18 protein-coding genes and 1 tRNA gene are annotated in these 21,933 nt (G+C 37.6%); 11 read left to right on the top strand and 8 right to left on the bottom strand.

Going from position 1 to position 21,933, the window contains the following annotated elements:
• Positions 1 to 102: 102 nt before the first annotated feature.
• The 3 genes from rpsB to rplM all read right to left on the bottom strand — a co-directional run bounded on the left by rpsB (position 103) and on the right by rplM (position 1,912).
• Positions 103 to 924 (bottom strand): 30S ribosomal protein S2, encoded by an 822-nt coding sequence (gene rpsB, locus Q0039_RS09930; RefSeq protein WP_297512265.1) that lies wholly within the window; start codon positions 922 to 924, stop codon positions 103 to 105.
• Positions 925 to 1,070: 146 nt separating this feature from the next.
• Positions 1,071 to 1,457, bottom strand: coding sequence for a 30S ribosomal protein S9 (gene rpsI / locus Q0039_RS09935; protein WP_297512268.1), 387 nt, complete (start codon positions 1,455 to 1,457; stop codon positions 1,071 to 1,073).
• Positions 1,457 to 1,912 (bottom strand): 50S ribosomal protein L13, encoded by a 456-nt coding sequence (rplM, locus tag Q0039_RS09940; RefSeq protein WP_297512271.1) that lies wholly within the window; start codon positions 1,910 to 1,912, stop codon positions 1,457 to 1,459. The genes rpsI and rplM overlap by 1 nt, the downstream gene beginning before the upstream one ends.
• Before the next feature lie 253 nt (positions 1,913 to 2,165).
• Between rplM and Q0039_RS09945 the strand changes: the two genes are divergently transcribed.
• The 3 genes from Q0039_RS09945 to Q0039_RS09955 are packed head-to-tail and all read left to right on the top strand — an operon-like array spanning position 2,166 to position 5,387.
• Positions 2,166 to 3,188, top strand: coding sequence for a LacI family DNA-binding transcriptional regulator (locus tag Q0039_RS09945; protein ID WP_297512274.1), 1,023 nt, complete (start codon positions 2,166 to 2,168; stop codon positions 3,186 to 3,188).
• A gap of 4 nt (positions 3,189 to 3,192) precedes the next feature.
• The gene (locus Q0039_RS09950) at positions 3,193 to 3,708 is read left to right on the top strand and encodes an ankyrin repeat domain-containing protein (RefSeq protein WP_297512275.1); all 516 of its coding nucleotides are present in this window, start codon (positions 3,193 to 3,195) and stop codon (positions 3,706 to 3,708) included.
• 11 nt (positions 3,709 to 3,719) lie between these two features.
• Positions 3,720 to 5,387: a T9SS type A sorting domain-containing protein gene (locus Q0039_RS09955; protein ID WP_297512277.1), complete on the top strand. Its 1,668-nt coding sequence runs from the start codon at positions 3,720 to 3,722 to the stop codon at positions 5,385 to 5,387.
• Between the two features lie 145 nt (positions 5,388 to 5,532).
• On the opposite strand, the gene polA is transcribed toward Q0039_RS09955, so the two are convergent.
• Positions 5,533 to 8,379, bottom strand: coding sequence for a DNA polymerase I (gene polA / locus Q0039_RS09960; protein ID WP_297512279.1), 2,847 nt, complete (start codon positions 8,377 to 8,379; stop codon positions 5,533 to 5,535).
• 133 nt (positions 8,380 to 8,512) lie between these two features.
• On the opposite strand from polA, the gene Q0039_RS09965 reads away from it, so the two are divergent.
• A complete protein-coding gene (locus tag Q0039_RS09965) occupies positions 8,513 to 9,760 on the top strand; it encodes a metallophosphoesterase (RefSeq protein WP_297512281.1) in 1,248 nt (415 codons plus the stop codon).
• Between the two features lie 75 nt (positions 9,761 to 9,835).
• Positions 9,836 to 10,132 (top strand): thioredoxin family protein, encoded by a 297-nt coding sequence (locus Q0039_RS09970; protein WP_129460034.1) that lies wholly within the window; start codon positions 9,836 to 9,838, stop codon positions 10,130 to 10,132.
• On the opposite strand, the gene Q0039_RS09975 is transcribed toward Q0039_RS09970, so the two are convergent.
• The gene (locus Q0039_RS09975) at positions 10,129 to 10,767 is read right to left on the bottom strand and encodes a polysaccharide deacetylase family protein (protein WP_297512287.1); all 639 of its coding nucleotides are present in this window, start codon (positions 10,765 to 10,767) and stop codon (positions 10,129 to 10,131) included. The two genes, Q0039_RS09970 and Q0039_RS09975, sit on opposite strands and share 4 nt — an antisense overlap.
• A 44-nt stretch (positions 10,768 to 10,811) precedes the next feature.
• Positions 10,812 to 14,015 carry a DUF2723 domain-containing protein gene (locus Q0039_RS09980; protein WP_297512290.1) on the bottom strand — a complete coding sequence of 1,068 codons (3,204 nt, stop codon included), beginning with the start codon at positions 14,013 to 14,015 and terminating at the stop codon, positions 10,812 to 10,814.
• Positions 14,016 to 14,217: 202 nt separating this feature from the next.
• Between Q0039_RS09980 and Q0039_RS09985 the strand changes: the two genes are divergently transcribed.
• A tRNA-Gln gene (locus Q0039_RS09985) sits at positions 14,218 to 14,288 on the top strand.
• 90 nt (positions 14,289 to 14,378) lie between these two features.
• Here the strand turns inward: Q0039_RS09985 and Q0039_RS09990 are convergent.
• The gene (locus Q0039_RS09990; RefSeq protein ID WP_297512293.1) at positions 14,379 to 15,203 is read right to left on the bottom strand and encodes a universal stress protein; all 825 of its coding nucleotides are present in this window, start codon (positions 15,201 to 15,203) and stop codon (positions 14,379 to 14,381) included.
• A gap of 162 nt (positions 15,204 to 15,365) precedes the next feature.
• Between Q0039_RS09990 and rimP the strand changes: the two genes are divergently transcribed.
• Genes rimP through infB form a run of 3 tightly spaced genes read left to right on the top strand, consistent with a single transcriptional unit; the run spans position 15,366 to position 19,864 of the window.
• Positions 15,366 to 15,833, top strand: coding sequence for a ribosome assembly cofactor RimP (gene rimP, locus Q0039_RS09995; RefSeq protein WP_297512296.1), 468 nt, complete (start codon positions 15,366 to 15,368; stop codon positions 15,831 to 15,833).
• Between the two features lie 12 nt (positions 15,834 to 15,845).
• Complete coding sequence (nusA, locus tag Q0039_RS10000; protein WP_297512299.1) at positions 15,846 to 17,087, top strand: transcription termination factor NusA; 1,242 nt, start codon at positions 15,846 to 15,848, stop codon at positions 17,085 to 17,087.
• A 38-nt stretch (positions 17,088 to 17,125) separates the two neighbouring features.
• Positions 17,126 to 19,864 carry a translation initiation factor IF-2 gene (gene infB, locus Q0039_RS10005; RefSeq protein WP_297512302.1) on the top strand — a complete coding sequence of 913 codons (2,739 nt, stop codon included), beginning with the start codon at positions 17,126 to 17,128 and terminating at the stop codon, positions 19,862 to 19,864.
• A 30-nt stretch (positions 19,865 to 19,894) separates the two neighbouring features.
• On the opposite strand, the gene Q0039_RS10010 is transcribed toward infB, so the two are convergent.
• On the bottom strand, positions 19,895 to 20,245 hold the full coding sequence (locus Q0039_RS10010) for an SPOR domain-containing protein (protein ID WP_297512304.1): 351 nt from the start codon (positions 20,243 to 20,245) through the stop codon (positions 19,895 to 19,897).
• A 255-nt stretch (positions 20,246 to 20,500) separates the two neighbouring features.
• Between Q0039_RS10010 and Q0039_RS10015 the strand changes: the two genes are divergently transcribed.
• Together Q0039_RS10015 and Q0039_RS10295 are read left to right on the top strand one after the other, a co-directional pair.
• On the top strand, positions 20,501 to 21,838 hold the full coding sequence (locus Q0039_RS10015; RefSeq protein ID WP_297512306.1) for a c-type cytochrome: 1,338 nt from the start codon (positions 20,501 to 20,503) through the stop codon (positions 21,836 to 21,838).
• A 31-nt stretch (positions 21,839 to 21,869) separates the two neighbouring features.
• Positions 21,870 to 21,933: TAT-variant-translocated molybdopterin oxidoreductase (locus Q0039_RS10295; RefSeq protein ID WP_366520904.1), on the top strand; the 64-nt coding region annotated here is incomplete at its 3' end.

Raw genomic sequence — 21,933 nt, forward strand, 5'->3', positions numbered from 1 at the left:
AAATTTCGTTTAAAAATCAAATTCCAATTTCGAGATTCCAAACACTGGCTTGCTAAAAACCTAGGGAATTTGGAATCTTTCCATTGGAATTTAGTGTTTTAGTTATTCTTCAGTAGCCGTTTCAGTAGCCGTTTCAGTAGCGGTTACTGGAGCCTCAGGAGCTTCAGCAACTACAGTTGTTTCTACTGCTTCTACTGCTTCAACTTCAGGAGCTTCATCCGCTTCTTTTTCGTTAGTGCGGTTAGCTAAACCATCTTGAATAGCAGCAGTTACTAAAGAAAGAATTTTTTCGATTGATTTAGAAGCATCATCGTTGGCAGGAATTACGAAATCAGCCTGACGAGGGTCTGAATTCGTATCTACCATTGCAAATACTGGAATGTTTAATTTGTGTGCTTCTTTTACTGCGATATGTTCTGCTTTAATATCTACAATGAACAAAGCTGCAGGCAGTCTTGACATGTCAGCGATAGAACCTAAGTTCTTCTCTAACTTTGCACGAAGACGATCGATTTGTAATTTTTCTTTTTTAGACAACGTGTTGAACGTACCGTCTTTTTTCATACGATCGATAGTCGCCATTTTTTTAACGGCTTTACGAATCGTTACGAAGTTAGTCAACATACCGCCAGGCCATCTTTCAGTGATGTAAGGCATGTTAGCCGCCGCTGCTTTTTCAGCTACGATGTCTTTTGCTTGTTTTTTGGTAGCTACGAATAAAATCTTTCTACCCGATGCAGCAATTTTTTTCAAAGCTTCATTTGCTTCTTCAATTTTAGCTGCAGTTTTGTAAAGGTTAATAATGTGGATACCATTACGCTCCATGTAGATGTAAGGAGCCATGTTAGGGTCCCACTTACGAGTCATGTGTCCAAAGTGAACTCCAGCCTCTAGTAATTCTTTAACGTCTATTTTATTTGCCATCTTTTTAATAGTTTACGTTCCGTTGATTAGCAATTGTCGTGCTTTTAAAAGCTTTTAATGACAATTTAGATGCTAAACTAACTTCCTTTGACGAAAAGGAATAACGGCAACAGATTAATTTCAAACTTATGTGAACGAAAATCGGATTAACGTTTAGAGAATTGGAATCTCTTACGTGCTTTTTTCTGACCGAATTTCTTGCGTTCTACCATTCTTGGATCACGCGTTAGTAATCCTTCTGGTTTAAGGATAGCTCTGTTCTCAGCTTCAACCTCACACATTGCACGAGCAATCGCCATACGTACAGCCTCTGCTTGACCAGTTGAACCTCCTCCGTAAACGTTAATTTTAACGTCGAAGTTGGCTGCATTATCAGTCATTGTTAAAGGTTGTAATACTTTGTATTGCAACGTAGCTGTTGGGAAGTAGTTTTCGAACTCTCTTTTGTTCACCGTGATTTTACCAGTTCCTTCAGAAACGTAAACACGGGCAACAGCGGTCTTTCTACGACCAATTTTGTGAATTGTTCCCATTACTTCAAATCGTTTAAGTTAACGGTTTTTGGAGTTTGAGCAGCATGTTTGTGCTCAGCGCCAACGTATACATTCAAATTGCGGAATAATTGCGCACCTAATTTGTTTTTAGGCAACATTCCTTTTACAGCTTTCTCCACCATGATCGCAGGATTTTTGCGGTACATTTCTTTGGCAGATAAGCTTCTTTGACCACCTGGATAACCGGTATGGCGGATATACGTTTTATCCTCCATCTTGTTACCAGTCAGGTTGATTTTTTCAGCGTTGATAACAATTACGTTATCACCACAATCAACGTGCGGGGTATAACTCGGTTTGTATTTACCTCGTAATAGCATGGCTACTTTTGAGGCTAAACGACCTAAGTTATGACCTTCAGCGTCTACAACAATCCACTGCTTGTCTGCAGTAGCTTTGTTGGCTGAAACTGTCTTGTAGCTTAATGTGTTCACAGTAATTAAATTTAATTAAACATTCCATTCCCAATTAAGGGAGTGCAAAAGTACAATTTATTCTCATATATCCAAACCCTACTTTTATTTATTTCTTTGAAACTTAAAAAATTGACTCCAAGGTTATGGTTTCAATTCTATTTACACGGGACCTGTTTTTTGTTATCTCGTTTTTTTTAAACTTTTTTTAATCGATTGACTTAAAAATTTTCGTGATAATTTTCGTAATTTTATACCGCATAAGTATAAGTTCATGAAATCAAAAGCAACGTTAAAGCAAATTGCCAAAGAATTAGGAGTTTCCATATCAACTGTTTCTAAAGCGTTGAATGACAGTCCTGAAATTAGTGAACCTACTAAAAAAAGAGTTCAGGAATATGCGAAACTCAAAAATTACAAGCCAAATGCGATTGGGTTAAATCTGAAAAACCGCTCAACCAAAACAATTGGAGTCATTATTCCCAATATTTTGAATTCATTTTTTGCTAAAGTCTTTACCGGTATTGAAAAAGTAGCCGATGAAAAAGGATACAAGGTGATGACGTATATCTCTAATGAGTCGTTGGATAAAGAAAAAACAGCATTGGAAATGTTAAGTAACGGCGCAATTGACGGTTTTATAGTGTCTATTTCGGAAGAAGCACAAAAACTCAATCGCTTTGACCATTTCAAAACAATCATCAATGAAGGCACCCCGATTGTTATGTTTGACCGTATTGCCGATGAAGTGATTTGTGATAAAGTGATAGTTGATGACTTTGATTCTGCGGTTAATGCAACCCAACATTTAGTAAAAACCGGATGCAAACGAATCGCTTTATTTTCTGCAATTGCCAATTTAAGTGTAGCAAAATTACGCGCGGATGGATTTCGAAAAGCAATGGCTACTGCTGGATTATATGTAGACGAAGAAATTGTGATTTTATCCGATTCCAATGATGATTTTGATCAAAAAGTCGTGGGTTTCTTTGAAAAGCAAAAAGTAGATGCAGTATTTGCTTTGGATGAGCATGCGTCTGTAACTACCATGAAATTGGGAATAACTAAAGGATTGCGAATTCCTGATGAGTTGTCCATTATTGGTTTTGCTGATGGGGTTTGGTCACGCCGTATGACTCCTAGTTTATCAACGATAAGTCAGCACGGTCCTGAAATTGGCGAAGTTGCAACGCGCGTATTAATTGATCGACTGGAAAATAAAGAAGAACACTATAAAGCCAAGACCCTGGTTGTGGCTACCGAATTGCGGCAACGTGATTCTGTAAAGAAACTTTAATCGAATGAAAGGACTATTATTTGCCTTTTTTGCTTCGGTTTCACTTTGGGCGCAAAGTGCACCCGATGTGTTTGAAATTGCACGAAGAGGAACCGAAAGTCAAGCAAAAGAAGCCTTATCTCAAAACAAAAATTGCTTTTCAATTGTTAATGATGAAGGTTTTACGCCTTTGATTCTAGCCTGTTACAAAGGAAATGTCCCTGTAGCCAAATGTATAATCCAAAGTGAAGCTGCAATTAATTTCAATTCATCATACGGCACGGCCTTAATGGCGGCAACCGTAAAGGGAAATGTAGCGTTGGTGCAATTGCTTTTAGAACATCATGCAGACCCTAATTTGTCTGATGGTCAAGGGAATACCGCTTTAATTTATGCAGCAATGTTCCAAAATTTACCTATAATTAAACTTTTGTTGGCCTATGGAGTACAACGGGATTCAAAAGACGCTTCAGGACTAACGGCATTTGAACATGCGGTTAAAACAGGAAATGAAGAGCTTATTAATTTACTCAAACATTAAAAATTACAAAAATGAAAAAAACACTACTATTCTTTTCTTCACTAATCACAATTTTATGCGGATTATCTCAAGGATATGCTCAGAATCTACAATCGATTCCTATTCAAAGTGGATTTAATGCAGACGTTGTTGCCAATGGAATTGGAAGCTCAGCTCTTTCTACATCCAATGATGTGGATGGTGTGAATTATAATTTTGTATCACGCGATTTTCAACTCACGTCAACAAGCGCTGCTTTGACATATGGCTTACCTACAAGTGGTTTAATCACTAGTGCGGTTGCGGCTCCAGCAGGATTAACCTATCAATTAGCTTCTTATAGCGCCAACAATTCTTTGCGCTTGCAAAATACCAATGATTCAGGCACTCTAGTCTTTACAGCACCTTTGGCAGCCGTAAACTTATATATGTTGGCTACTTCGGGAAGCGGTGCTTCAACAGTGAATGTTACGGTTAACTATGTAGATACAACTACCGAATCGTTTACCAATTTAAGTTTGTCAGATTGGTATGGTGGCGTAAACTTTGCCATTACTGCATTAGGCCGTATAAACCGTACCAATAATGTTTTGGAAACAGGTGGCGGAACGAATCCTCGTTTGTATCAAATTCCTATAGCAATAAGTGCAGCTAATCAATCGAAATTAATTCAGAGCGTTACCGTAACCAAATCGGGAACAGGCGGAATTCCTAATATTATGGCTTTTTCGGCAGATGCGTACACCTCGTGTCAGGGTCCGACAAACATTACCTATGTATCATCAAATGATGGCGGAACCTTAAGTTGGACAGCTCCAAGCAGTGCTCCAGCTTCTGGGTATGAATATTACTACAGTACATCTTCAACAGCACCAAATGATGTAACCATACCTTCAGGAAGTGTAGCGGCAGGGGTGACTTCTGTAACCTTAACCGGATTACCTATTGGAACTACGTATTATTTCTGGGTACGTTCGAATTGTGGAAGTACACAAGGATTCTGGCAATTGAAAGTATTTACTACGGGTCAAATCGTAACGACGTATACCAATGGTGATATCAATACAGAGTTTTCTACAACAGCCACAGTAACAAGTACGAATGCCTGTCCGGGCACTTTAACAGTTAATGTTCCTGCGGGTTATTATATCGCATCTACTGATGTGGCGTATACTATGACTACAGCGAGTAATGGTTGGATGAGTGAACAACGATCGTTATTAGTGTGTACTACGAATAATACATCTGAAGCAGCGTTGACTTCTGGAGTCGGAGGGACAACAGGAACGTATTCCTATAATCGCACAGGATTGACTATTGCGAATAATCTAACAGGAAATGTTTCTTTTGAATTACGTGCATGGCGTACTTATGGAGGTTCAGGTTGTGATGCCAATTTCAATAAAGTAGATAATAATTCATGGAAAATCACAGTTACATTAACTCAGTCCTTATCCAATGCAGAGACAATTAAGCCGAAAGTGACCGTTTATCCGGTGCCGTTCACTACCGTTTTAAATATTGAAAATGCAAGTGAAATTTCGACCCTGACGATTATGGATACTACGGGGAAAATCATTCGTGCCTTGAATCAGCCTAATACTTCGGTTGATGTAAGTGATTTAGCAGCCGGTTTGTATGTGTTACAAATGAAGCGAATAGATGGTTCAGTAAGCTACACTAAAGCAATCAAAGAATAATTAAATGTTTCTAAAACAACAAAAAATGGGTCGTAAATGACCCATTTTTTATTTTAGATTGCATACCGTACACTATTTACTGCCTACTGAACACTGCCTACTGAACACTGCCCACTGCTTACTGCCTACTGAACACTGTCCACTACTAATGTGCTGCCAGCCAATCCTTGCCAAATCCAATTTCAACTTCAAGCGGAACGGCCATTTGGAATGCGTTTTCCATTTCATATTTAATCATTGGCTGGATTTTTTCCAACTCTGATTCATGCACATCGAAAACCAATTCGTCGTGTACTTGCAACAACATTTTTGATTTCCAGTTTTCGGAATTCAATTTTCGGTGAATGTTGATCATCGCAATTTTGATAATGTCAGCTGCAGAGCCTTGAATAGGGGCATTGACTGCATTTCGTTCGGCACCTCCACGCACTACTGCATTGGCAGAATTGATGTCTTTTAAATACCTACGGCGACCCGATATGGTTTCTACATAACCATTTTCGCGTGCAAATTCGACTTGATTTTGCATATACGATTTCAACTTAGGATAGGTTTGGTAATAGGCATCAATCAACGCAGCACTTTCACTACGGGTTAATGAAGTTTGGTTTGAAAGTCCAAATGCAGATACCCCATAAATAATTCCGAAATTCACAGTTTTGGCATTACTGCGTTGTTCTTTCGTCACTTCATCCAAGGGTACATTGAAAACTTTAGCAGCAGTACTTCGGTGAATATCTTCATTATTTTGAAATGCTTTAATCATATTTTCTTCGCCACTCAATGCGGCAATAATGCGTAATTCAATTTGGGAATAATCGGCAGAGAGTAACACAAATTCATCATTTTTGGCAACAAAGGCTTTCCGAATTTGGCGACCGCGTTCTGTTCGAATAGGAATATTTTGAAGATTAGGATTATTCGAACTCAAACGTCCCGTTGCAGCTACCGTTTGCATATAGTCTGTATGAACACGTAAGGTTTTGGGATCAACTTGGTTGGGAAGGGCTTCTACATAGGTACTTTGCAATTTAACCAATTGTCGCCACTCCAAAATATCGCGAACAATTTGATGCTCGTTGGATAAATAACTCAGCACTTCCTCCCCAGTTGCATACTGACCCGTTTTGGTTTTCTTTTGTTTTGCACCCCCAATTTTCATTTTTTCAAACAACACATCGCCCAATTGTTTGGGAGAGGCAAGGTTGAATGATTCACCGGCAGCTTCGTATATTTTTTGTTCTAAACTTTTTATTTCTACAGCCATGTCTTTGGCCATGTTTTTAAGGTAATCAACATCGAGACGAATTCCTTCGCGTTCCATATCGGCTAGTACTTGCACCAGCGGGATTTCGATTTCGTCAAATAGTTTTTGTGTACCCACTCGTTCAAGTATGGGTTGAAAATGTTCTTTGAGTTGAAAGGTCACATCGGCATCTTCGGCGGCATATTCTTTGATTGTTTCTAGCGGTACCTCCCGCATTGAAAGTTGATTTTTGCCTTTTTTCCCAATTAGTGCTTCAATTGATTGCGGGGTATATTGTAAATAAGTTTCACTCAAAATGTCCATGTTGTGCCGCATATCTGGATTTATCAGATAGTGTGCAATCATGGTGTCAAAGAGTTTTCCTTTAACAGTGAGGGAATATTGAGCCAGAACTTTAAGATCATATTTAATATTTTGTCCAATTTTTTCAATCGAATCGTTTTCAAAAAATGGGCGAAGCTTATCGACCACTTTTTGCGCTTCTTCACGTTGTTCTGGTATAGGCACATAATATGCTTTTCCTTTTTCCCAAGCAAACGCAATTCCTACCAATTCGGCATTATTGGCGTCGATACCCGTAGTTTCGGTATCAAAGCATACAGCCGATTGTTTCATCAGATTTTGCACTAGCAATTGAAGTGGTAAATCACCTTGAATGGTTTGATAAAGATGGGCTGTATTGGTTAAAGTGGCGTATTGTTGAAATGTAGGAACATCTTCATCATCGATAAACCCAAATAAATCCATTTGATTTTGGGGTGTTGCTTTTGAAGGATTTTTTTTAACGACGGGTTCGGTTTTTGCTGGGGTGTCGGATGTATTAATTTCATCATAATCGTTACCACTTCCAAAAAGCTTATCAAATTGGGCCTTCATTTGACGAAATTCCAATTCTTGAAACAACGCATCGGTTTTTTCCACATCAGGACGCGAAAGTTCAAATGCTTCTTCATCAAAATCAACGGGGCAATCGAGCAAGATGGTAGCCAATTTTTTGGAGAGGATTCCTTGTGCTTTGTTGGCCTCTATCTTATCTTTGATTGCACCTTTTAATTTGTCGGTATTGGCCAAAAGGTTTTCCATTGAGCCAAATTCTGCCAATAGTTTTTTTGCGGTTTTTTCACCAACTCCTGGAAGTCCGGGGATATTATCAACGGCATCTCCCATCATACCTAAGAAATCGATCACTTGAAGCGGGTCGTTGATTTCAAATTTTTGCTTAACCTCTTCAATACCCCAAATTTCAATATCATTACCCATTCGCGCTGGGCGATACATGAAAATATTTTCTGAAACTAATTGCCCAAAATCTTTATCGGGAGTAACCATATAGACCTTATAGCCTTTTTTTTCAGCTTTTTTGGCTAACGTTCCAATTAAATCATCGGCTTCAAATCCGGCTTTTTCGATAATCGGGATATGCATCGCTTGCAATAGCGCTTGTATATAAGGAACGGCAATTTTAATGGCCTCGGGAGTTTCATCGCGGTTTGCTTTGTAATCGGTAAACATTTCCAAACGATAGTCGCTTCCCCCTTTGTCGAAAGCTACGGCTAAATGATCGGGTTTTTCACGCTTAATCACATCCATTAGTGAATTCATGAAGCCCATAATGGCCGATGTATCCATTCCCTTGGAGTTGATGCGAGGGTTTTTAATAAAGGCATAATACCCACGAAAAATCAGAGCATAGGCATCGAGTAAGAATAAGCGTTTTTGTGACATGAATTACTTTTTTTCAAAAATAGTAAACTTCAGCGTGCAACCTAAATAAATCCCTAAATTTACCAAGGGTTAAATATTCCTTAAAAAACAAGTAGTTTACTGTCAGTAGGATAATTTTGCACTTTATTAGTTTATGAAAACACGATTTTTAATTGTTCTCACCTTAATCTTTGCTGTAGTTGCATTGATTGAAGTATATTCATTTCAAGTGGTGAAAACAGTATGTAAATCTCGATGGATTCACTGGAGTTATGTATTGCTTTCTGTTTTGGTTTACGGTCTTTTTTTCTATAACTTATTTACGTTTGACAGGAAAGTAGGACAGAATCAAGCCACCCTTATGGCAACAGGATTGTTTTTGTTGTTTACCATTCCCAAATTGTTGATTGTTCCTATTTTGTTTTTTGAAGATGTAATCCGGGTTCTAATTTGGATTAAAGATTTAGTCACCTATTCCGATTCGAGTTTGGTTACGATCAGCGAACGCAGAAAATTTTTAAGTCAAATTGCCTTGGGCGTTGCGGCGGTTCCATTTTTGTCGTTACTGTATGGGATGACCAAAGGGAAATACAACTTCAAGGTTCGAAAAGAAACCTTGCTTTTTGAAGATCTTCCAGAAGCATTTGACGGATTCAAGCTAACGCAAATTTCAGATATTCACAGCGGTAGTTTTGATGACCCTGAAAAAATTAAATACGCGATAGATTTGATAAATGAACAAGAGTCGGACTTACTTTTATTCACAGGAGATATTGTAAATAATCACGCTCACGAAATGCGACCATGGATTGATTTATTTAAATCTATTCGTCCCCACACGCATGGAAAATACTCTGTTTTAGGCAATCATGACTATGGTGAATATTTAGAATGGGACTCACCAAAAGATAAGGAAGTTAATTTTGAAAATATTAAAGATTTACACCGCCAAATTGATTTCAAACTATTGTTGAATGAGCATGTGAAACTGCAACAAGGGAATGATCAGATTGCTATTGTTGGGGTTGAAAATTGGGGAGTGAAATTTAAAAAAGCGGGTGATTTGACAAAAGCGACTTCGGGCTTAAACCCCGAGGATTTTAAAATTTTAATGAGCCATGATCCGAGTCATTGGGATGTAGAGGTGAAGCACCATAAAAATCAGTATCATTTGACTTTGTCGGGGCATACGCATGGGCTTCAATTTGGAATTGAAATTCCGGGCTGGTTTAAATGGAGTCCAGTGAAATATGTCTATAATCAATGGGCTGGGTTGTATCAACATGCAGGACGCTACATTTATGTCAACCGCGGTTTTGGTTTTCATGCATACCCTGGGCGGGTTGGAATTATGCCTGAAATTACCGTTATTGAACTAAAAAAAGGCAAGAGTATCGCATAATTTGTTAAAAATACTACATTTGTATTCTAATATTTCTTTACTTTGAGTAGAGAATCCTAATAAACGATTGATTATATGTCGAAATTTGGAGAACTTATCAATGCACAAGTACCAGTTTTGATTGACTTCTACACCGAGTGGAATGAGTCATCAGTGTCGATGCATCCCGTGATTCGGGATGTAGCAGCAGCGTTGGGCGATAAGGCAAAGGTGATCAAAATAGATGTTGATAAAAATCAAGAGTTGGCCGAAGCACTTCGAATCAAAGGCTTGCCTACCTTGATGATTTACAAAAATGGTCAAATGGTTTGGAGGCAATCGGGTGAATTGGATGCCAATTCGTTGATCAATATTGTGAACGACCAGCTTTAAGTCAGCTTTTCACTTCGATATCCATTTTTAGAAAGATATTCTAAAGCCTTGGGCAATACCACTTTTAGGTTGCCTGAGGCTTTTTTGCTATCATGAAAAACGATGATGCTTCCGGGCTGAATATTTTTTGTGATGGTATTGAGGCAAAAATCGGGCGACTTCGAATTGTCCCAATCGTAGGTTAGAATATCCCACATGATGATCGAATATCCTTTTTTTCGAAGTTGCCGAATTTGTGATGGTTTTATTTTACCATAAGGCGGACGAAATAAGCTGCATTTAAGTTCTAATTTTGCTTCAATTTCTTGAGTACATTGCCTGCTATTTTCTAAATAATCAGTTGTAGCATAGCGCCATCCATTCCAATGGTTAAAGGTGTGATTGCCAATAGCATGCTTTTTTTTAACTATTTTTTTGCCTATTTCTGGGTATTTACGAAGGTTGTCGCCGATAAGGAAAAACGTGGCTTTAAATCCATAACAATCCAATTGATCCATAACCCATTCCGTGATTTCAGGAGTAGGACCATCGTCAAAGGTTAGATAGACTACCTTTTCTTTTTTTGGTCCGTCCCAAATTAGTTGAGGAAAAAAGTATTTCACCCAGCGAGGAGTTTTGATCCAGCGTATATTCATTAGTCAAAAGTAAAAAAAAGTGCCCCATTTGGAGCACTTTGCTTTTATTCCGTCGGTCGATTAAATAAACCTTTAAATCGGTTGTTATAACTGTTGAAAGGACCTCTACATTGGTTGTAAAAGTCAATGTCACCATTTTTCTTTACGACTTTTAAAATATTACGGTAACGTTCGATTGCAGAGATAATATCAGTACCCATAAACGATTTGTCATTGGCGTTAAAGGTGCTATAATACAGCAATTCCTGTTGGTATTTTTTGGTAATTTGAAGCGCCAACTCACGGGCCTTTTCTTTTTCACCCACTTTATAATAACCATTTACAAAAGGGTCAAGCGTTAAATAATAACCATAATAATCCAATGGCATTTTGGCAAGTGCTAATTCTATAATATTTTTTGCTTGCTTGATTTTCCCTTCTTTAATTAATAAATCCATAGTGCGCGCCATGTTGCCTCGGGTTGAAATACAATTACGACGGGTTTCAGGATCGTGATAAATCGATTTTAATTCTCCATTACCCCATTGCCATTTCATGATTAAAGGGTACATTTTGTCGGTATCGATTTGTCCTAAATCGGGATAATTCTCTTCTATAACGGGTGTCTTTATCGGAACTAATTTATAGACCATACCATCCAATTGTAGGTATTCTTTCATCCATAAATAGTCATCATCCCCAAAGCTCCCAGGGCTGAAATAGATGGGGCGTTTCCAATGGTTGTTGTTAAGAATATCCAACATGATCAAACGATTCTTATACAATGCACCTCCCTTAATATCGATATCAATAAAGGGCACGATAGAATCACTTTGTTTTGGATTGACCAATTTTCTATTTAATACGGTTGCTTTATCTACAGGAATTCGAACCTTATTGGTAGGGAAGAAATGGGCCCTGTGCTCATTGCGCATTTTAATCGTAGTAATCGTGTCTTCGCTTTTTGCAAATGCAATAAAATCATTTAAATTCCAACGGTTTTCGGTTTCTTTTTGAAATATAATAATGTCGCGATTATCGGCAACAATTTGACTGTGCGTAAATGAAATAGGCAAACCCTCTGAATCATATACCTTTTGTTTCATTTGATCAATATACCAATCGGTCATTAAAAGACTCGTATTTACAATGCGAACATCCGTTCGGTATCCTTCAATTTCTTGAGCATACCAAAGCGGGAAGGTATCATTATCACCAATAGTAAATAAAATGGCGTTTTTATCACAAGAGTCCAAATAATTTTTTGCCATTGCAATAGCGGTATATCGATTCGAACGGTCGTGATCGTCCCAGTTCTCAGACGCCATTAAAACAGGTACTGCTAATAGCGAAAAGCTAACCGTAAGTATTGCCGCTGTTTGTGCTTTTATTTTTTCGGCAATTAATTCATAAATCGCATACACGCCAAATCCTACCCATAGTGCAAAAACATAGAATGATCCCACTAAGGCATAGTCGCGTTCTCGGGGTTCAAAAGGGCGTTCGTTTAAGTAAATCTTCAACGCCAAACCGGTAAAGAGGAAAAGTGTTAGGATTACATAAAACGATTTTAAATCGCGTTGCGCATGGTACATGAATCCGAGAATTCCTAGGAAAAAAGGAAGGAAATAATAGAAGTTACGTCCTTTGTTGTTTTTTACATCATCGGGTAAATTATCCTGGGACCCTAAGTGCATTTCATCTATAGCTTTAATTCCAGACATCCAATTTCCATCTAAATTGTCATACCTCCCTTGGTTATCGTTTTGACGGCCCACAAAGTTCCATAGCAAATAGCGACCATACATATAGCCAAATTGGTATTCGATCATAAAGCTAACGTTTTGCCAAAAGGTAGGTTTTTCAACCTCAATATATTCGCTATAATATTTCAGAAAATTGATGTAGTCATCATTATCCAATTGCTTTTGGTTGTAGGCTTGGTTGAATTCATCTAAGCCTTTGAGCAGTTCCTCATTCTCCATATATTCTGGGCGAATCTTGTATTTAGGGACACCAACAAAATTTACATAACCTTTGATGTTGTCAGTGCTCCACATACGCGGTAAAATCGCACGGTGATTGCTATTTGAATTTTGCTCAGCATTTTTGTAATTATTTACAATGACATACTTTCCTGTTTTTTCGTCGCGCTCGTAGTTTGGACTTTTATCCAAATACGGTTGTTCTTCATCGGGGCCTGCAAACATATCGGTGTATTGAGGTCCGTAAAATAGAGGATTTACTCCATACTGTTCCCGATTGTAATACGCCAATACTTCTGCAGCATCGGATGGATTATTTTCGTTGATAGGGGTATTGGCATTGGCACGAATAGGGAGCATGATCCAAGTGGAGAAACCAATGAGAACGAAAAGCACACATAATAATGCCGTATTTACAACTGGCAAATTTTGGTTTCGGGTATACCGCAAGCCAGTGTAAAAAAGAACAATGATTAACAAAAAGGCAAAAATGGTTCCCGAATTAAATGGCAACCCAAATGAGTTAACCATGAAAATTTCGGTTTTTGCAAAAAAGGCTAATGTATAGGGGAGTAATAATTTGAAGATAAATAATAGGATTGCAATAATTACCCCGTTAGCAATCAGGAAATTTTTAAGAGTGATTTTTTTGTAATTTTTAAAATAATATAAAAATCCAATTGAAGGAATCGTGAGTAACGCCATAAAGTGAACGCCAAAGGACAATCCGACCATTAAACTAATTAAGAGCAGCCATTTGTTGCCTTTTGGGGTGTGCATTTCTTGTTCCCAACGTAGACCAAGCCACAATAATAAGGCAATCATAAACATAGCCATGGCATATACCTCTGCCTCTACGGCATTAAACCAAAAACTGTCGGAGAACGTAAATGTCAACGCTCCAATTAACGATGCACCTAATATAACTTTATTGTTGGTGTCGGTTAATTCATTATAGGAACCAACTATTTTCCGCATTAATATCGTGGAAGACCAAAACAAAAACAATATCGAAAAAGCACTCGAAAATACAGCCAACATATTTACCATCAATGCGATGGTTTCTTTATTTACAGCAAATAGAGCAAAAAAGGCACCTAACATTTGGAATAGAGGGGCTCCAGGTGGGTGTCCCACTTCCAGATTGGCTGCAGTTGCAATATATTCTCCACAATCCCAAAAACTCATAGTGGGTTCTACGGTCAAGCAATACGTAAGTAAGGCGATTCCAAAGGCAGTCCACCCAAGGATATTGTTCCACTTTTTAAAGTCGAATGGCGTCATAAATTGGCTTTTTTATTACACTTGCAAAGAAACTATTTTTTTTGCGTTTTGATTGAAGTCTTAACAAAAAAATCGTTTCGATTGCTTTGGTTGTATTTTTTTAACGAGGGGCACTACATTTAGTGGCAAGGCAAAAAAAATCAAAATATTTTTAAAAGACTTGCTTTAAATAAAAAATGTATTAAATTTGCACCCGCAATAATGGTCTATGGTGTAACGGTAACACTACTGATTTTGGTTCAGTCATTCAAGGTTCGAATCCTTGTAGACCAACAAAAAGCCCAACAGAACTGTTGGGCTTTTTTGGTATTTAATACCTAAATTATTGGCTGTTCAAATTGACTTAACATTTGCTAAGTAGAATTAGATTTTAAAAGTAATAACCGGACGCGTTGCGTGGTTTACTAAATCCTCACTGATACTTCCGTTAAAGAAGTGTGCAAGTCCTTTTCTGCCATGGGTGCTCATTCCAATCAAATCGGCATTGATGCTGTTAGCAAAATTCAAAATCCCTTTTTCAACATTGGTCTCATTATAGATATGAGTTTCAAATTGGTGAATAAGGAACTCGCGTACAAAATGATCAATAGTTGCTTGCGAGGTTGAAGTCGACTTAAAGTTGTTTGGGGTATTAATCATTACTAAATGAAGGGTAGCACCAAATTTATTTGCAAATTCAACCGCTTTTCCAAATGGTTGTTTGGCTTCATCCGTAAAGTCAGACGCAAAAACAAATTGGTTAACATTAAATTCGCCCTCATCTTTTTTGATGATTAAAACAGGTACTTCTGAATTGCGAACAACTTTTTCGGCGTTTGAACCAACAAACATTTCTTTGTATCCACTTGCGCCATGAGATCCCATTACGATGAGGTCGATATTATTGATGCGGCTGATGTTTAAAATCCCTTCAAAAGCCATTTCAAATTGGATTACTTTAGATACTTTAATGCCGTTTAAATAATCGACGTCCATTAATTCGTCCAATTTATTGATAGCTGCATTTTTAAAGAACATCAGTTCGGGAATATCGTGTCCTTTGCTAATTGCATCACTTCCTTCGTGGGGAAGTTCCAACATATGTAATAAAATAATTTCACCATCATTGCTGCGTGCAATTTGTGCAGCAACTTTTAACGCATATTCGGCATGGTCTGAAAAATCTGTTGGGATAAGAATTTTTTTCATTTTTAAGAAAAATTATAAATTGTTTAATTATTAAATAAAGGTACAAAAAAATAATCATCCTAATTCTGTTTTTTTAAAATAAAAAAATCCTATATTTGCACCGTTGTTTAACGAATGATGAATAATGAGGGAAGCATTGCTTCCCTCTTTTTATACCAAACTATGGCCTTTAAGGAAAAAGTAATGCAATTATTAGAAGCAGGTTTGGCCGATAAGCCGGAGTTGTTTTTGATAGACGTTTCGATTTCAGATAGTTACAAAATTAGTGTGATTTTGGATGGCGATCATGGGGTGACCTTGCAGGATTGTATGGATATCAGTCGTGCCGTTGAACACAATTTAGATCGAGAAGAGCAAGATTTTTCAATAGATGTTGCTTCCGCAGGAGTGGGTTCGCCCCTTAAATTAGTGCGCCAATACACTAAAAACATTGGCCGCCCATTAATTGTTAAAACACAAAGTGGCTCAACAATCGAAGCCGATTTAAAAGCTGCTGATGAAGAAAAAATAACCTTGACTTGGACTGCTCGTGAGCCCAAAGCTATTGGAAAAGGAAAAGAAACGGTAACCAAGGTGTTGGATTTACCGTATACTGAAATAAAAGAAGCAATTGTTACGATAAAATTTTAATAATCAATACGAATGGAAAATATTGCCTTAATCGAATCATTTTCTGAGTTTAAAGATGACAAGTTGATTGATCGCGTTACCCTCATGGCTATTCTTGAGGACGTGTTTCGAAATGCCTTGAAAAAGAAATACGGTTCGGACGATAATTTTGATATTATTATCAATCCTGATAAAGGAGATATGGAAATTTGGAGAAACCGTGTGGTAGTAGCCGACGGAGATGTTGAGGATCCAAATTCGCAAATTGAACTATCAGAAGCACGTAAAATAGAGCCTGATTTTGAAGTGGGTGAAGATGTGTCGGAAGAAGTGAAATTAATTGATCTTGGACGTAGAGCAATTTTGGCATTGCGTCAAAACTTAATTTCAAAAATTCACGAACATGACAACACCAACTTGTATAAACAATTCAAAGATATTATTGGTGAAATTTATACGGCAGAAGTACACCATGTTCGTCCAAAAGTTGTAATTTTAGTTGATGATGATGGGAACGAAATTGTGTTGCCTAAAGAAAAACAAATTCCTTCCGATTTCTTCCGTAAAGGAGATAATGTAAAAGGAATTATTGAGAATGTAGAATTAAAAGGAAATAAGCCTCAAATTGTAATGTCGCGCACTTCAGAGGTGTTCTTAGAAAAGTTATTTGAACAAGAAATCCCAGAAGTGTTTGACGGTTTAATTATGATTAAAAAAGTGGTTCGAATTCCTGGAGAAAAAGCAAAAGTTGCGGTAGATTCCTACGATGATCGTATTGATCCAGTGGGCGCATGTGTAGGGATGAAAGGATCCCGTATTCACGGAATTGTTCGCGAGTTGGGTAATGAAAATATTGATGTAATTAATTTTACAACCAATCCATCATTATTGATTTCTCGTGCATTGAGTCCGGCTAAAGTATCTTCTATCAAACTGGATGAAGAATCAAAATCTGCTGAGGTTTTTCTAAAATTAGAAGAAGTTTCCAAAGCAATTGGCCGTGGAGGTCAGAATATTAAATTGGCAAGTCTATTAACAGGATATGAATTGGATGTAATTCGTGAAGGAAATGTAACCGAAGATGATGATGTTGAATTGACTGAATTCTCAGATGAAATTGACGGATGGATTATTGATGAATTTGCCAAAATTGGTTTAGATACAGCCAAGAGTATCTTAAAACAAGATGTGGCAGATTTAGCGCGTCGAACCGATTTAGAGGAAGAAACCATTATCGAAGTAATGCGTATCCTTAAAGAGGAGTTTGAAGACTAATACACTGCTTAAAAAAGAATAGAACTTAATACCACTATATGTCTGACGAAAGAAATATTAGAATTAATAAAGTTTTACGAGAATTAAACATTTCTCTGGATCGTGCTGTGGATTTTTTGAAAGAAAAAGGGATCTCAATTGATTCCAATCCCAATTCGAAAATTTCCGAGAAAGAGTTTGATATTCTTCAAAATCAATTTGCTGGTGATCGAGGAAATAAAGAAGCTTCCAAAGGTGTAAGTGAAGAGATTCGTAAAGAAAAAGAAGCGCTTCGATTGGAACGTGAGCGTGAGTTAGAAGAAAAGAAAAGACTCGAAGAAGAACGTCAGAAACAAGAGGTTATTAAAGCAAAAGCAGTGGTAAGCGGACCTAAGTCAATTGGCAAAATTGATTTAGATTCAAAAACTACGCCTTCTACACCAGAGCCTGAAGCGAAAAAAGTTGTTGAAGAGGTAAAAAAACAAGAGGTAAGCAAGCCTAAATCCGCTCCAAAATCGGACGAGAAGACCGCTCCTGTTTCTTCTCCAGCCCCAGTTTCAAGTGAACCTCAAGCCGAAGGTGAATACAAAACGATATATACTAAACTTACAGGGCCTGTTGTGGCTGGTGAGAAAATCGATTTGACCAAGTTTGAAAAACCGAAGACGAAAAAACCAGAAGGCGGTAATAATGCAAATAACGCCAATCAGGCAAAAAATAAACGCAAACGCATACAGGCAAAACCCGATGCGAGACCTGTTTCTTCTCCTGGAGGTAATACCCAAGGTGGAAACAACTCGAATCAAAAGGGTGGCGGAAATAATAAGTTTGGAAACAAACCAGGATTCCAAAAAGGAGGCAATCGACAGGCAGTAGTTCAAAAAGTCGAGCCGACGGAAGAAGAAGTTAAAAACCAAATTAAAGAAACCTTGGAGCGTCTTCAAGGGAAAGGCAACAAATCAAAAGCCGCAAAATACCGTAGAGAAAAGCGAGATACTCACCGTCAGCGTTCAGAAGATGAAATGCAGGCAATGGAGGATGGTAGCAAAATTTTAAAAGTTACCGAATTTGTTACGGTAGGAGAGATTGCAAGCATGATGGATGTTCCTATTACAAAAGTGATCGGAACCTGTATGTCACTTGGGATTATGGTAACGATGAATCAACGATTGGATGCAGAGACATTATCAATTGTGGCCGATGAATTTGGTTATGAAGTTGAATTTGTAACGGCTGAAATTGAAGAATCCATTAAGGTGGTTGAAGATTCGGAAGCCGATTTAATTCCACGTGCTCCAATTGTAACGGTTATGGGTCACGTTGACCACGGTAAAACGTCATTGTTGGATAATATTCGAAAAACCAATGTAATTGCTGGTGAATCGGGAGGCATTACACAACATATTGGAGCTTATGCAGTTACTTTAGAGAATGGTAAGAAAATAGCGTTTTTAGATACTCCAGGTCACGAAGCTTTTACCGCAATGCGTGCTCGAGGTGCTCAAGTTACAGACGTTGCAGTTATTGTGTGTGCTGCCGATGACGATATTATGCCGCAGACCAAAGAGGCAATTAGCCATGCGCAAGCTGCGGGTGTTCCGATGGTTTTTGCTATCAACAAGGTCGATAAGCCAGCTGCCAATCCCGAACGTATCAAGGAACAACTTGCACAAATGAACTTATTGGTCGAAGATTGGGGAGGTAAATACCAGTCGCATGAAATTTCCGCTAAGTTTGGTCAAGGAGTTAATGAATTGCTAGAAAAAGTATTGCTTGAAGCTGAAATTTTAGATTTAAAAGCTAATCCAAATAAACCCGCTGTAGGAACTGTTGTTGAAGCCCTTTTAGACAAAGGAAGAGGTTATGTATCGACAGTATTGGTTCAAGCAGGTACCTTACGTGTAGGCGATTATGTATTGGCGGGTAAAAATCATGGTAAAGTAAAAGCCATGTATGATGAACGCGGACATAGTATAAAAGAAGCGGGTCCTTCTACACCGATATCTATTTTAGGTTTAGACGGTGCGCCGACCGCTGGGGATAAGTTTAATGTGTTTGAAGACGAGCGTGAAGCAAAACAAATTGCTGCAAAACGAACCCAATTAATTCGTGAACAATCGGTTCGTACACAGAAACATATAACCCTAGCAGAAATTGGACGTCGTATCGCATTGGGTCAGTTTAAAGAGCTAAATATTATTTTAAAAGGAGATGTGGATGGTTCGGTAGAAGCGTTGTCCGACTCCTTCTCAAAATTATCTACGGAAGAAATACAAATTAATATCATCCTTAAAGGTGTTGGAGCGATTACTGAATCGGATGTAATGTTGGCTTCTGCTTCAGATGCAATTATCATTGGATTTAATGTGCGTCCAGCGGGTAGCGCAAAACAATTGGCTGAGAAAGAAGAAATCGATATCCGTCACTATTCCATCATTTATGATGCAATTGATGACTTAAAAGATGCGATGGAAGGTATGTTGTCGCCAGAATTGAAAGAAGAAATTACTGGTACAGCAGAAATCCGTGAAACCTTTAAGATTTCTAAAGTGGGAACTATTGCAGGTTGTATGATTACCGATGGTAAAGTATTTAGAAATTCTAAAATCCGTCTAATCCGTGAAGGAGTTGTGATTTACACCGGAGAATTAACTGCTTTGAAACGATTCAAAGACGATGTTAAAGAAGTTTCCAAAGGGTATGATTGTGGTATACAAATCAAAAATTACAACGATATTCAATTGAATGATGTGATTGAAGCTTACCACGAAGTTGAGGTTAAGAAAAAGTTGAAATAAAAAGAAAACCCCGATTGATTCGGGGTTTTTTTATGCTTTGTTTGGTTTTATCACTAATGCGTTGGGATATTTTTTCTTCACGATTAACAAGTTGCGTTCGGCCTCAATACGCGATTTAAAATTCCCAATCCAGACTTTGTAAATAGGGGTGCTAAATACTATAGTCGAATCGTATATATTGTTTTCTTTTTTGAACTGTGCTAGTATTTTTTTTGCCTCTTCACTAGATCCACTAAATAATTGAATTTTATACCGATTATTTACAGTTATGGCAGCGTTAATTTTGCGTTTTTCTGCCATTAACTGTTCTATTTTTATGTCCTGATTTACGGTTGTATTTTGACTATTGACAGGGTTTGAACTAAAAAAAATTGCACTCAAAAAAAGTGATTTTAAAATGAATTTCGTTGCTGAAAATCTCATAATCTTTTGATTTTTATGCAAATGTAATGTGTTGAATTTAGAATTCAAGTTAAAAGTTATTTAGAATTAATATAAATTATTATGTAAGGTACTTTTAAGGTTTTGATAATACTTCATAAATCGTATTTTTGCTCAAGTTTTTAAAAAAGTGTATAGTTTGCTGAGAAAAGATTTTCTAAAAACTATGCCAAAACGTCGATAATCATTAATAATATGAAAAAAGTGGGTAACCATAATTCGATTTCAAAAATGTATTCCTTTGGTTTAGCATTATTGCTAACTTTTTCCCTTTCAACTTATGCACAAGAAACTCCAGCACCTGCTGCTGCGCCTGCTGCCGATGCTGCTGCTGCGCCTGCGGGAGGTGGTGATGCTGCGAAAGGAAAGGAATTGTTTAACACCAATTGTGCGGCTTGTCACGGCTTAGACAAAAAGATGACAGGTCCTGCGTTGCGTGGAGTTGCGAATAAGTACGACAAAGCATGGTTGTACAAATGGATCAATAACAGTTCGGCTTTGATTGCCTCCGGTGATGCAAAAGCTGTGAAAGTTTTTGAGGAAAATGAAAAGAAAGTAATGACTGCTTTTCCTCAATTGTCAACGACTGATATTGACAACATTATTGCTTACACTTCAGAGCCTAAGGCTGAGCCAGTAACCGCTGCTCCGGGAGCAGTCGCTAATGGAGGGAATAATGCTGCTGGAAGTGGAATTTCGAACGAAATTATTTTAGGAGCGCTTTCCTTGGTAATGCTAATGTTGGTTGTTCTATTGTTTTTAGTAAACAATGTGCTAACTAAAATTGCAAAATCAAACGGTGTTGAAATTCCTGCTTCAAAAAATCCACTTTCAATTTGGAAAGCATTTGCTCAAAATCAGTTCTTGGTTTTAGTAGCCTCAATTTTCTTATTACTAGCGAGTGGTTATTTTGCTTACGGCTATTTTATGCAAGTAGGCGTTGATCAAGATTATGCACCTATTCAGCCCATACATTATTCGCACCGAATTCATGCGGGAAGTAATGGAATTGATTGTAAATATTGTCACTCTGCAGCGCGTGTAAGTAAAAATGCAGGGATACCTTCGTTAAATATTTGTATGAACTGCCATAAGAATATCGCGGAAGTTTCGGATACTACGTCTACTGCAGAATATTCTAAAGCATTTTATGATGCACAAATTCAAAAATTATACGATGCTGTGGGTTGGGATAAATCAACACAAAAATACACAGGTAAATCCCAGCCAGTTAAATGGGTTCGTATACACAACTTGCCAGATTTTGCTTATTTCAATCACTCTCAACACGTAACTGTTGCAGGAATTGAGTGTCAAAAATGTCACGGCCCAGTTGAGACCTATGAAATTCAAAAACAATTTGCTCCATTAACCATGGGTTGGTGTATCAATTGTCACCGTGAAACAGAAGTCAAAATGGAGGGTAATGCTTACTATGAAAAAATCCATGCTGAATTATCTAAGAAGTATGGAAAAGACAAGTTAACCATCGCTGATATGGGTGGTTTAGAATGTGGTAAGTGTCACTATTAATCAATTATTAAGAAGCTAATATTTATATACGATGTCATCTAACAAAAAATACTGGAAAAGTGTTGAAGAACTAAACGAAAATAGTTCTATTGTTG

This window comes from Flavobacterium sp., assembly GCF_027484945.1.
In the GTDB taxonomy this organism is placed as follows: Bacteria; Bacteroidota; Bacteroidia; order Flavobacteriales; family Flavobacteriaceae; genus Flavobacterium.

Excerpts from the sequence above, each read along its gene's own strand:
- Q0039_RS09945 (WP_297512274.1), top strand. The coding sequence starts at position 2,166 with ATGAAATCAAAAGCAACGTTAAAGCAAATTGCCAAAGAATTAGGAGTT.
- Q0039_RS09980 (WP_297512290.1), bottom strand. The coding sequence starts at position 14,015 with ATGACGCCATTCGACTTTAAAAAGTGGAACAATATCCTTGGGTGGACT.
- rpsI (WP_297512268.1), bottom strand. The coding sequence starts at position 1,457 with ATGGGAACAATTCACAAAATTGGTCGTAGAAAGACCGCTGTTGCCCGT.
- Q0039_RS09975 (WP_297512287.1), bottom strand. The coding sequence starts at position 10,767 with ATGAATATACGCTGGATCAAAACTCCTCGCTGGGTGAAATACTTTTTT.
- Q0039_RS09955 (WP_297512277.1), top strand. The coding sequence starts at position 3,720 with ATGAAAAAAACACTACTATTCTTTTCTTCACTAATCACAATTTTATGC.
- rimP (WP_297512296.1), top strand. The coding sequence starts at position 15,366 with ATGGCCTTTAAGGAAAAAGTAATGCAATTATTAGAAGCAGGTTTGGCC.
- polA (WP_297512279.1), bottom strand. The coding sequence starts at position 8,379 with ATGTCACAAAAACGCTTATTCTTACTCGATGCCTATGCTCTGATTTTT.
- Q0039_RS10015 (WP_297512306.1), top strand. The coding sequence starts at position 20,501 with ATGAAAAAAGTGGGTAACCATAATTCGATTTCAAAAATGTATTCCTTT.
- Q0039_RS09965 (WP_297512281.1), top strand. The coding sequence starts at position 8,513 with ATGAAAACACGATTTTTAATTGTTCTCACCTTAATCTTTGCTGTAGTT.
- rpsB (WP_297512265.1), bottom strand. The coding sequence starts at position 924 with ATGGCAAATAAAATAGACGTTAAAGAATTACTAGAGGCTGGAGTTCAC.
- Q0039_RS09970 (WP_129460034.1), top strand. The coding sequence starts at position 9,836 with ATGTCGAAATTTGGAGAACTTATCAATGCACAAGTACCAGTTTTGATT.
- nusA (WP_297512299.1), top strand. The coding sequence starts at position 15,846 with ATGGAAAATATTGCCTTAATCGAATCATTTTCTGAGTTTAAAGATGAC.
- Q0039_RS09990 (WP_297512293.1), bottom strand. The coding sequence starts at position 15,203 with ATGAAAAAAATTCTTATCCCAACAGATTTTTCAGACCATGCCGAATAT.
- infB (WP_297512302.1), top strand. The coding sequence starts at position 17,126 with ATGTCTGACGAAAGAAATATTAGAATTAATAAAGTTTTACGAGAATTA.
- Q0039_RS09950 (WP_297512275.1), top strand. The coding sequence starts at position 3,193 with ATGAAAGGACTATTATTTGCCTTTTTTGCTTCGGTTTCACTTTGGGCG.